Raw genomic sequence first — 11,469 nt, forward strand, 5'->3', positions numbered from 1 at the left:
TAGATTTTATGAGTATTTTCATCCTCTGCTGGTGATGCTTATTGCATCATGAATGTCTAACCAGAGGAATTCTACACAAAAATTTGGACTTGACCCTTCGCCAAAAAGCGTAGAAAAAACTTTTAATTCTTCAAGAGTGCCGGGATTCTGTCATGTAAGCTATATTCTCCTGAAATAACCCCATTTTTTTCTATAGATACACTTAATTACTAAAGTCGCAAGACTATCACTTCTGAAAAAAATGGTTCCAACAAAAGCTCCGGCAATGGCGCCTGCTGCGATACTCGCCCCAAGTGGTAAGGCAGCGCCCCAGAAGCCATGAACATCCCAATTACCGAAAATAGGTACCACCCACGCAGATGGCAAAAATAGGAGCAGATAGGTCATATTGTAGCCCAAATAACCGCGGATGGTTTCCCTGATCGCCGGTACCACGAGGATGACATAACTCAAAGTACCCCAGAGTGCCCCAATTAGGCTTCCCCGGTAGAAGAAAGCCCTCTTCACCTTATTCTTCCTCCTCAATTTTATTTTCCTTGCTTAAATTCATCTATTATATAAAGATCTAGCCATCTCCTTTCCTATTTATTTATTAAAGAATCTCTATTTAATAAGGCAAACACTACTTTTATCTATTCCACTTCTCAAAAAGTATTTTTATAAAGTGCCATGGCAAGATATCCTGCACCAGTTGCAAATCCTACCCCAGTTTTAGCCTTTCCTGTGTCTTTGTCAAAACTCTCTGCCAAAAGCCCATAGTCCATATTGGCATTTTTAAGCCAGAAAAGAGCCTCTTCCCTCTTTAATGGATTTAACAAGCTTCCACAAAGTCCTAAACCTGAAGGTGTATTAGGATGATGGTCGCAGGCAAGTTCTTTTATTTTGGCATCCTCAAAATAGTATTTGTATCTGGGAGAATAGTAGTATTCAATGGTATTTTTAAATATTTTATCCTTGTAATCTACAAATTCATAGTAATATATAAACCCTAAATTACCAGGAGGGTCGTTGTAAAGCTTGTAATTTTCTTTTCCATCTGTAGACCAAGCAAAATAGGCTTCCCATCAACCTCTGTCACAAGGTATTTGTATATCCCCTTGTCAATAGCGGATTAAAATTGATTCATTTTCATCGGTTTTAAATTGACCCACCCTGCGTTTTACCTGTTTTTCGTGCAATTGCCTGGATCCTTTTGCCTTTTACAAAGTTCAATTTCCCAGCCTGTATTATTTATTTCTACATATTTCTTCAAATTCCTTCTTTTCTGGTACTATGAATATCTTCTTAAGTCCAATTGCCTTTATTTTTCCTCTTTTTCTTTATCATCTTCCTGAGATGAATTTGATTCTTCCTTCATCAAGCTTTCTTTTGCAAAACCGATAAGTTCCTCTTCATCTTTCCCATTGTCAGGATATATGCTTATGGCATAACGCCAGCTGCCACGCAGTTCGCCCTGAATCTTTTTCACTACAACTTCCGCACCTTCTCTCCCCGTAACAGGAAGAACAAGCGCCAGAGTATTCTCGTTAATTTCAAATACCGCATCTATATCGCGAAGTTTACTTCTTATCTTCCCTGCTATTTTTGAAATTTCTCCTGCTATTTTCCCTTCGCAATGTGCCAGAATTAGTGAGAGATTTGTATTACTTCTTCTGGCACGGTTTACTTCTTTTTTCAGCAGGTCTTTAAGTTCGGGATAACGATCTTCTTTTTTGACACTCCCTACTAATTTTACTACCCGCTTCACAAGTTCTTCTGCTTTAAAGGGCTTAACAAGATAATCCACTGCACCGGCTTCCACTGCCCGTTTAATTGAGGGTACTGTAGCATCTATGCTCAAAATTATCACAGGAATGTGTCTGTACTTTTCCTCTGATTTCAAGTTCCGAATAAATTCGAAGCCATTCTGATCTGGCAGATTAATATCTACAATTATTAGATCAAACAGTTCTTTTCTGCTTTTTATCTTCCGCACTGCTTCTTCAGAAGTAGCCGCAGCCACTACATTATACCCTTCTCCTCCCAGTATGTCCTTTACCATAAGCCGTATAAGTACAGAATCATCCACCACCAAAATGTCTTTGGTTTTTTTCCCTTCCTCCATAGCCTTTGAGGCAAGGCTCTACCAAAGAGCCCCCTTCTTCTACCCCCTTTCAAAGATTTTATGTTTTACGCGATTTTCACACAATTTCTCCCTGACCCTTTTGCCTCATAAAGCGCTCCATCCACTCTTAGAAGAAGTGTGTCCATAGTATCAGTATTTCTATATTCCGTCACACCAAAGCTGGCTGTTACCTTTCCTATGCCGTCCAGCTCTGTTTCACTTATTTTCTTTCTGAGTTCTTCAGCGAGTTCAGCTGCATTATTCAAGGAAGTTTCAGGCAGAAGAATTATAAATTCCTCCCCTCCCCAGCGTGCAAAGTAATCTGTTTTTCGTATCCTCTTTTTTACTGTATCGGCAACACTTCTAAGAACCGTATCTCCTGCAGCATGCCCAAAACGGTCATTTACGTTTTTGAAGTGATCCAGGTCAAACATAATAAGTGAAAAGGGCTTTTTATTTCGTTTTACTCGCTCTATTTCCTGCTCCAGCATCTGCATGAAAAAGCGCCTGTTATAGATATTTGTAAGGGGATCGGTAATGGACTGGCGGTAAAGCAGTTCTTCAAATCTCTTGCGCTCGCTTATGTCGCGAATAATTCCTATTGCATGCCATGAATCTTTAATTCTAACGGCAGAAAGTGAAAGTTCTACATCAATTTCATGCCCATTTTTGTGCCTTGTCTTCATCTCAACTGTCTTACCTACGATACTTCCTTTTCCGGTTAAACGGAATTTTTTAAATGCTTCTTTATAAGCTTCGTACAGTCGCATATCTTGTATCATAAACATGTGCAAATCCTTTCCTATTATTTCTTCTCTTGAATAACCAAGTATGCGTTCCGCCGCAGGATTCCAAAAAGTTACTTTACCGTTATCGTCAATCATAATAATGGCATCTCCTGCAGACTCCATTATGGTGCTTAAAATCTCATTCCTTTCCTTCAGTTCTTTTTCCATTTCTCGACGTTCTGTTATATCAATCACAAGTGCTACAAATACTTTTTCTTTATCAAACTCTACAAGTTCTAAATGGATTTCTACTGGATATAAAGAACCGTCTTTTCTGCGGTGCACTGTGTCAAAAACGATTTGCTTCTGTTCATCTCTTAAAAGGGGCTCAAGAAGTTCTTTAAAGCTTTGCAAGGTAAACTCTGGCTTTAAGTCAACAGGAGTCATTTGTTTAAGCTCTTCTTCAGTATATCCCAAATTTTCCCTTGCTCCACGGTTTACTGCGATGAATTTTAGTGTCTGCGGATGGAATATGTAAATTTCATTGAGTGAGTCTTCAAAAAGATTTTTATAAAATTCAAGCTCTCTCTTTGCTTTCCACTGTTCGGTGATGTCAAAGACAATCAGATGCATCAATGTTTTTCCTTGATAATCTACAGGGGATGAATATATTTCTACTAATTTCTCTTCTCCGTTAGCTAACCGTTGGAAGCAAATGCAGGGATTACAGCCCTTCTTTAAAGCTTCCGAACACCTCTGACCACCATCTATGGTAGAAACGCCAATAACAGCTTCTATGTCCATCTGCAGCATAGTTTCTCTGGAATAACCGTAGAAGTGACAGGCAGCTTTGTTAGCATCAATGATGCGTCCGGCTTGTGGATCAATAAGTATCATTGCTACGTCATGATTTTCAAACATATTGCGGAACAGCTCTTCTCTCTTTTTTAGCTGCATTTTAGCCTCATAGAGCTTAAAAGCCATTTCTATTTGAGATATGAGTACATACTCATCTACACCCTTAAGAACATACCCATAAGCTGAAACTGACTTTATTTTTTCCATTATTTCTTTACTGGCATTGGCAGTAAGAAATAGAATTGGAATATCTTTATGCTGCTGAATTATTCTTGCTGCATCTATCCCATCGATTGCTCCTTTAAGTTCTATGTCCATAAGAATTAAGTCTGGGCTTTTGATGTTATTTAGTGCTTTTTCAACAGCCTCTTCGCCTGACGTGACTATCTCTGTTTCGTATCCATGCCTGGTCAGAATATCCGCTGTTATCTGCGCATTGAGCCTGCTATCTTCTACAATGAGGACCTTCTTCAGGTAAAAAGCATTCATCATCTGGTACCTCCAACCTTTTTGCAAGTATCTTTGAAAAATTATTTATGATTTTTATTTTCCAAAGTACTATTGTACTCTTCTCACTTGAAAAGTGCAATAAAATTTTCCTGTCATAGTGTTTATTTTCACCCGGTTAAAAAGTCTGCCACCTTTTATATATCCCACTTTTATCCTCGAATATCCGGTTTCTCCATTTTAACTCTTTTTGGGCTCTTCCACTTGCCAGCCCCAGCTAAACTTCCAAAGAGCCCCTTTGAGCTGTCCACACCACAGTGAGCGCACCAAAAGCAAAGAGAAACACAAAATACCAGGGAACCCAAAAAAGGATCTTCCATAAATTCCTATCATAATTGTAATTCAAAAAAAACAGCAACCACCATCTGTATTACTCCTGCAACCGAAAGAAGCGCCCCATACCAGGCTGGAATTGGACTAATTCCCAGAGGATAATGGAAAAATATACTGCTTATAGCCCATAAAAGAGTGCCAAAGACGAAACAAAATGCCCACAGGTATCCCAGTACAAAGTCAAAATAAACAGGATATAAATAACGCCAGTGCCAGCTTTTAAAAATATCTTTATGAGTTCGCAGTAAATGCCAGCCTCCAAGTGCCCAGCGCTTGCGCTGTTTCCAGTATTCCCTCAATGTTGCTGGAGACTGTATTAGGGCTACTGCCTGAGGCACAAACCAAACTTCATAGAAACGCTTTTGAATCTTCCAGGTTATATCAATATCTTCAGTCGCAGTATATGGTGAAAAACCGCCAACTTCCTTCAAAACTTCTGTTCGAAATGCTACAACACATCCTGATACAGTCAGCACCCTTCCCAAAACTCTCTGAGATCTTTTTATAAGTCCAATAATAGAGGAAAATTCAGCTGCCTGCAGCTTTTCAATAAGATTTTTCCTGTTGACAGATATAGGATTGCCAGTGACTGCTCCCAGTCTTGGCTGTTTTAAAAAGGGATAAACCAGGTACTTCAGTGTATCTGGTAAAAGAATTGTATCAGCATCTATTACCACGGTAATAGATGTTGTTACCGCAACCGACAGGGCAATATTTAAAGCATTGGCCTTTCCCTGATTTTCAGAAAGTCGCAGGAGATGAAAATTAGGATTTAAACCAACAAATCTTCTAATAATATTCGCTGTGTTATCGGTGGATGCATCATCTATAAATACTACTCTGTAATCCGGGTAGTTTAAAAATTGTAAAGCCGTGCATGTTGCTGCAATACTTACCTCTTCATTGTGGCAGGGCACAAGAATAGTAACTGATGGCCAGTCTTCCGGCCATTGACTGGGTTTTCTTGAATAACTTTTCTCACGCCTCCACCAGAAATATATCCCTGCAGATGTCCAGATTATGCTCATTGCAAGAGGATAAACAAATACATACCATCCTATGATTTCCCATATTGTCATTTACTTTCCTCCTCTGCAGGTATATATTCAGAAATTTCATGAATAAACTCCCAGTACAGACCTTCCTCTGCTATTCTTTTTATAACTTCAGGTGTAATTTCTTCTCCTTCAGAAACAATAATATTTCCTTTTGGACTGCAAAAATTCTTTTTCATAATCATTGGAGTAAAAGGAGCTAAATAATCTTTCTCTTTTACAGAGGTAAGATTTCCAAACAGGCTTTTATTGGTCTCCTGGGGTATCTGCTTATCCTCCATAATTTTTGCTATATCTAGAGCTTCTAAAGAAAGTTCTTTCCAGGCTAATATTGGCGCCTCAAAAACCGGCATTTTTAATTTTCTTTTATTTTTCCTGTAATACCTGTAATAATGATATTTGGTCCATACAAACATAATTGCACAAATGATAATAGCCCATCCAAGAGACAAAACAAAAGCAAAGGCTGTGGAATACACAGCCTGCGGTATAAAAAGATTTTTTCTCCAGACATATGCAAGCAAAAACCAGCCGAATGCCCCTAAAACCCAGATAAAGGCTCCTATAATCCACGACCATACACCTAAAGTGAAAATTATTAGTCCTATGCTTTTAAAAAAGCCTATCAAACCTTTAAAACTGCCTTTTGCTCTACTTTCGAAATTATTATTCCCCATAAACTCTTCCTCTTTCTTTTCAACACTATCGGTATGATTATAATATATTGTTTCTCAGAAATCAATAATTTTTATGAATAGATAATAATTATTCTCTGCTTACAAATAAGGATTTTCGTCAAGAGTTGGAATGGGTATTTTTTCGAATATACGCTCCATTTAGAATAAGCTAAGTCTTATTTGTCTAAAAAGGGGTTAAGAAACTTTCCATCCTCTAGTTAAAATAAGAATAGAAGCAAGGCAAAAATCTAACTGCAGGAATGAGAAATGGCTTAGTACAATATTAACATAGATTCCAAAATTTTGGATTACCTTTTTTGTGTTATAGGAAAGTATTAGGTCTTATGCTGGGTGACAGTGAATCAGAAAAAGCTTCTATAAATTCTTTTCACGGCTCAAATAAAGAAAATTACATGGAGTTGATCTAGCAGTTTCCGACCATCGCAGTGGTCTTGTACAGGCTATTCGTAAACAGTTCCATGGAGCTACCTGGCAAAGGTATTAGATTCATTTTATGAAGAATATTCACATAAAAGTACCTTTACCATCCTGGCTAATCTTTAATAACTACAGAAAAATCTTGGTATCAGGGAGATGTGGAAACCAGGCCACAGTTTATCCTTGACACCAAAGAGTAAAGCAGCGCACATAGAAAAATCTGGATTTGACCGAGTAAATTTCATAAAAATATCAATTTTATATCAATTTTTTATCATCCCTTATCTTTATAGTGATATTGTGGAAATAAAATATAAAGGAGAGATAAGAATGCATAAAAAGAAAATCCATATTAGAACCTTGATACAAATATTTTTCTTTATTTTGATTCTTTTAATCTCAATAAATAAAACTCTATCTGAAAAGGGCATATCTATACCATATATTCCAACTGCATCCCTTCACGCTTTATGTCCTTTTGGTGGAGTTGTAACAATTTATCAATATCTAACAACAGGAACTTTTATCCAGAAAATACATGAATCTTCATTCGTTCTAATGATAATAGGATTTATCATAGCTATATTATTTGGTCCTTTATTTTGTGGTTGGATTTGTCCTTTTGGAACTTTTCAAGAATTTATAGGAAAACTGGGCAAGAAAATTTTTAAAAAACGATTTAATAATTTCGTCCCCTACAAATACGATAAATATTTAAGATATCTACGCTATTTTGTCTTTGCTTGGGTTTTATACGCGACAATAGTAGCAGGAAAACTCATATTCCAGGACGTTGATCCCTATTATGCATTATTTAATTTTTGGAATGGTGAAATTGCAGTTGGAAGTATTGTGATACTATTTATTACAATTATTTTATCACTTTTTATAGAGCGACCATGGTGCAAATATTTATGCCCTTATGGGGCAGTACTCGGCATTTTTAATTTAATTAGGATATTCCCAATCAAGCGAAATAACAAAACATGCATAAATTGTAAAATGTGCGATCGTAATTGTCCAATGAATATAAAAGTTTCAGAAAAAACTATAATCAGAGACCACCAGTGTATATCATGTCTTAAATGTACATCTGAGTATTCGTGCCCTATTAACAATACTGTAACAATTGAATCAATTATTCCTTATAAAAGTTAATAACAAGGAGGAAGATAAATATGAAGCTTAATTCTAAAATTATAGGTATTATATTGCTTTTATTGTTATTTGGCGGAATATGATAGAGTTTTTTTGAAAGGTAGTGTGGATGTATGTTTAAGGAGCAAATAGCTGCATACTGCAAGGCATTAAAGCTCAGTCACAATCTAGTAGAAAACTCCGATAAAATTGAGGCAGAAAACCATGAAGAATATTTGCTAAAGCTTTTAAGATTAGAAGTGGAGCACAGAGAAGAAAGCCGGAAGAATAGATTTTTGAAAAACGCAGGTTTTTATAACACTCAAGACATTTGAGGGCTATATATTTGACGAGATAAAATTTCCATAGGGACTTACTCCGAAGGACTTAAAGGATTGCAAGTTTATTGAAGAAAAGAAAAACTTAATCTTCTATGGCAATGTTGGGAACTGGGAAAACACATCTTGCTACTGCTATAGGGGTAGAGGCCTGTAAGAAGGGCTACAACGTAAAGTTTTTCCGTACAGCAGCACTAGTAAATAGGCTGGTAGAAGCAAGGAAAGAATGGGTAAATATCTTCTATGATGAGCAGATGACTGCAGCGATAATAGACCGGTTAATACCTCACTGTTATTTGTTAATCTTTGATGGACAAAGCTATCGGATGAAACAATCATTAATGAAACAGTTAAGCTAATAAAAAATTCCCCACGGGTGCCTGGGGAAAAATCTTTGCAAAAATGGGGAATTACATCTTGCAAAAAACATGAAAGACCAATTCCACCCCATGGCATATTCTCTTTTTTAAACCATAGCTCACCTGCTCTCTGAAAGAAGGCAACAATAAATAAAACCATTATTGATTCAACGAAATAATAAATATTTGACAAATTGCAACTACCAACGCCTCGTTGCCATACATTTTAACAAAAATTTTAAATCCTTGGTAGACTTGAGGTATTGACTCTTTGAAAATTTTTGCTTCAACAAATGAAACTAAAAGCACTATTAAAATTGAGATAAAAAGCATTATAGAAGTTCTCTTCGTAAAATTAAATCTCAATAATTCATCCAGAACACCATTTTCCTTGCCCCAATGATACACGATAGCTATACCTGTCCCCCATATTATTAGCGTAACTACCCAGTGAAATACCATCGCATACCAGTGTTTACTAAACGAAACAATCTGTGAAATATCTCTTCCATCAATAAATGCATCAAGAAAACAAACCAAGAATTCACTTGCCAAAATACCTATGAACAATATTGCTCTTAAAAAGAAATCTTTTGCTTTTGTTTTGTTCATTAAATTTTTCCCCTCTTTTCGCAAAAAAATTGTTTCAAAAGATTAGTATTTTAACGTTTTAGCTGCCATAATTGTTATGGGAATAATAGCATTTCCCAAAAGATTGCATATTAAATGTGGCAGTCATTGGTATATAAACATTCTTTGTTTTAACATAAGTTATAGTGAATGTAGTGAATGAAATATCCCAAAGAGCTGCTCTTAATAAACCTAAAGGCTTTAGCGGATGCTCAGTGCATATAGCAAAACTCCAATAATAAATGACAAAATAAGCAAAATTTTACTATTGAAATTTATTATTCCTTTTCTATAAAAAGCTTTTTCAGCTATCGGAGCAAGAAATATTGTTGTTATTATAAATGCTATAACCGATGGCCATCCCGTTATTCTATAAAAACCCCTTATCCCTTCATCAACATTTGGCAACAAAGCCAATAATGTCATTTCTATCCCGAAAGCAATAATTTCCCCTATTACATTAAATATGACAGGTAACCAAAAATTTCTACCTTTTCCATTCATTCAGCAGGATCTTTAAGTTAATTGGACCTATTAGTAAAAAATATACAGCCTTTTGCCTTTACTATCCCTTAAACAAATGCCTGTTTACTTTTCTTTTGACAGTGTCAAAACAACAATTTCTGGATGGTTGAAAATCCTTTGGGGAATAATGCTGTTTCCAAGCCCCCTGCTTACAATCATAGTACAGCTCCCTCTTTTGTATTCTCCTGATGTATATTTAGGGAAAAACCCCTGGTTCGGCGCAATCAATCCACCTATAAATGGAAGCCTTACCTGTCCGCCATGAGCATGTCCAGATAAAACTAAATCAAATCCATACTTACTGTATAATGTAAACATCTCGGGTCTATGGGATAAAAGAATCTTAAATGCTTCGTTTTCTTCTATTCCATTCACCGCTTGTTTAATTTCATTTTCAACTATTTTTGTTTCCTCATATATTTCTTGAGTTGACGCAGGGTCATCTATTCCTATAATATAAATCTCATCTTTGTCTTTAACGATTCTGGCATAGGTATTTCGTAATACATGAACCCCATTCTCTTTTAGAACTTTTTCCAGAACATTAAAGTTTCCTGACCACCATTCATGATTTCCTGTCACAAAATAGGTCGGGGCAATTTTTACAATCTGTCTTATCAGTTTCAAACTGACCTCCGCATCAAAATGACTGCTGTCAATCAAATCCCCTGTAAATACTATTAAGTCTGGCTGTGCATCTTCAATTTTCTTAACAAGATTTTTCTGTCTTTTACCAAACTCCTTACTGTGGAAGTCTGATAAATGAACTATTTTGTATCCATCAAAAGCTTCAGGCAATTTATGGGATTTAACAGTGATATTTGTAACAGTTATGAAATTGTTTTCAAAATACAAAAATACCCATGTGCAAATACATACAATAATAAAAACCAAAACTTTTGTTCTCTTCATAAAATCTATCCCCTTATCTTAATACACAAATTTACATTGTTATATCGATACAAAAGCCCATTTTCATCTTTTTATTTTTCCCTGATAGTAGTTTTTAAAAGCTAAAACATCATCATAAAATCCTGTTTTAAGTATTAAAATGTTTACTGCTATTATAATTATTGCTAGGATAACTAAATATAAAGCACCACCAAAAGCATCTAAAACATTTAACACACGCAGTAATTCCCAAACCAAATAAGCAGGTAATAAACCAGAGACTAAAATATAAACCATTGATAATAAAAACATAGTTAATTTAAACGCTATTTTATTCCCCTTATAATACAAAAATATATTGAATAAAACCAGTCCCTTAATGATGATTTTTTCTGCTGATAATCCTTTAATACCATTAGATATTAGATTAATAGTAAAATCTCCGAGCAAAAGAAGAATTAAAATAACTATACCAGTATTTACAATTTTCCTGCCTCTGTTAACCTGTTCACTGCTAAAAAGCAAAATTATCTCACCCCTTTCCTACTGATTTACTATACTTACTTTTCGGTTTTTCTACATTAATAACACACATCACATGCCCTAAGCATTTTTATTCAGCATAATTTTTTATTTCCTAATATCTTTACTTTTTTAAAATCTGCCCAGCCGTTTTTACCAATCCTCAGGTATCTGCAGTAAAAGTCCCTCGCCTTCCCATGAAGTCTCAAAAGGAACCATTTCTTCTATCATTACGATTTTTTCTACACCACGTTTATTTAACTCTTCCAAAACTGCTTCCATTGCTTTGTTCACAATTTCTATGGTTGTTGCTGGATTAAACCAAAAAACTGTGCTTGAAATATGCTTATCTCCTGCATAGACAACC

Annotated in this window: 12 protein-coding genes and 2 pseudogenes; 4 read left to right on the forward strand and 10 right to left on the reverse strand. The window is 35.7% G+C overall.

The genetic code is table 11. The features are described from left to right. Nucleotides 1–159: 159 nt before the first annotated feature. From EV203_RS12485 to EV203_RS12510, 5 genes are all read right to left on the reverse strand, one after another. Nucleotides 160–525 carry a hypothetical protein gene (locus EV203_RS12485; protein ID WP_207910898.1) on the reverse strand — a complete coding sequence of 122 codons (366 nt, stop codon included), beginning with the start codon at nt 523–525 and terminating at the stop codon, nt 160–162. Nucleotides 526–1,300: 775 nt separating this feature from the next. Next, on the reverse strand, nt 1,301–2,104 hold the full coding sequence (locus EV203_RS12495; protein ID WP_132040829.1) for a response regulator: 804 nt from the start codon (nt 2,102–2,104) through the stop codon (nt 1,301–1,303). A gap of 65 nt (nt 2,105–2,169) precedes the next feature. After that, nucleotides 2,170–4,179 carry a GGDEF domain-containing response regulator gene (locus EV203_RS12500; RefSeq protein WP_132040834.1) on the reverse strand — a complete coding sequence of 670 codons (2,010 nt, stop codon included), beginning with the start codon at nt 4,177–4,179 and terminating at the stop codon, nt 2,170–2,172. A 347-nt stretch (nt 4,180–4,526) separates the two neighbouring features. Then, nucleotides 4,527–5,609, reverse strand: coding sequence for a glycosyltransferase (locus tag EV203_RS12505; RefSeq protein ID WP_243700704.1), 1,083 nt, complete (start codon nt 5,607–5,609; stop codon nt 4,527–4,529). Continuing rightward, nucleotides 5,606–6,262: a hypothetical protein gene (locus EV203_RS12510; RefSeq protein ID WP_132040830.1), complete on the reverse strand. Its 657-nt coding sequence runs from the start codon at nt 6,260–6,262 to the stop codon at nt 5,606–5,608. The genes EV203_RS12505 and EV203_RS12510 overlap by 4 nt, the downstream gene beginning before the upstream one ends. Nucleotides 6,263–6,710: 448 nt before the next feature. On the opposite strand from EV203_RS12510, the pseudogene EV203_RS14455 reads away from it, so the two are divergent. The 4 genes and pseudogenes from EV203_RS14455 to EV203_RS14465 all read left to right on the forward strand — a co-directional run. After that, nucleotides 6,711–6,767: pseudogene (locus EV203_RS14455) on the forward strand (hypothetical protein); the annotation flags it as partial. A 263-nt stretch (nt 6,768–7,030) separates the two neighbouring features. Then, a complete protein-coding gene (locus EV203_RS12520) occupies nt 7,031–7,858 on the forward strand; it encodes a 4Fe-4S binding protein (protein ID WP_041587141.1) in 828 nt (275 codons plus the stop codon). Between the two features lie 113 nt (nt 7,859–7,971). Continuing rightward, the gene (locus EV203_RS14460; RefSeq protein WP_279432266.1) at nt 7,972–8,172 is read left to right on the forward strand and encodes a hypothetical protein; all 201 of its coding nucleotides are present in this window, start codon (nt 7,972–7,974) and stop codon (nt 8,170–8,172) included. A 98-nt stretch (nt 8,173–8,270) separates the two neighbouring features. Continuing rightward, nucleotides 8,271–8,534, forward strand: a complete 264-nt coding sequence (locus EV203_RS14465; RefSeq protein ID WP_278429040.1) for an ATP-binding protein — start codon at nt 8,271–8,273, stop codon at nt 8,532–8,534. Nucleotides 8,535–8,693: 159 nt separating this feature from the next. Here the strand turns inward: EV203_RS14465 and EV203_RS12530 are convergent, their stop codons facing one another. The 5 genes and pseudogenes from EV203_RS12530 to EV203_RS12550 form a co-directional block, all read right to left on the reverse strand. Further along, on the reverse strand, nt 8,694–9,146 hold the full coding sequence (locus tag EV203_RS12530; RefSeq protein WP_132040831.1) for a hypothetical protein: 453 nt from the start codon (nt 9,144–9,146) through the stop codon (nt 8,694–8,696). A gap of 219 nt (nt 9,147–9,365) precedes the next feature. Next, nucleotides 9,366–9,668, reverse strand: coding sequence for a hypothetical protein (locus tag EV203_RS12535; protein ID WP_011025445.1), 303 nt, complete (start codon nt 9,666–9,668; stop codon nt 9,366–9,368). An 84-nt stretch (nt 9,669–9,752) separates the two neighbouring features. Then, on the reverse strand, nt 9,753–10,601 hold the full coding sequence (locus EV203_RS12540; protein ID WP_132040832.1) for a metallophosphoesterase: 849 nt from the start codon (nt 10,599–10,601) through the stop codon (nt 9,753–9,755). Between the two features lie 63 nt (nt 10,602–10,664). Continuing rightward, nucleotides 10,665–11,105 carry a hypothetical protein gene (locus EV203_RS12545; RefSeq protein ID WP_132040833.1) on the reverse strand — a complete coding sequence of 147 codons (441 nt, stop codon included), beginning with the start codon at nt 11,103–11,105 and terminating at the stop codon, nt 10,665–10,667. Between the two features lie 150 nt (nt 11,106–11,255). Beyond that, nucleotides 11,256–11,469, reverse strand: a pseudogene (locus EV203_RS12550) (hypothetical protein); the annotation flags it as partial.

The sequence above is a fragment of the Caldanaerobacter subterraneus genome, assembly GCF_004345675.1.
Classification (GTDB): domain Bacteria; phylum Bacillota; class Thermoanaerobacteria; order Thermoanaerobacterales; family Thermoanaerobacteraceae; genus Thermoanaerobacter; species Thermoanaerobacter subterraneus.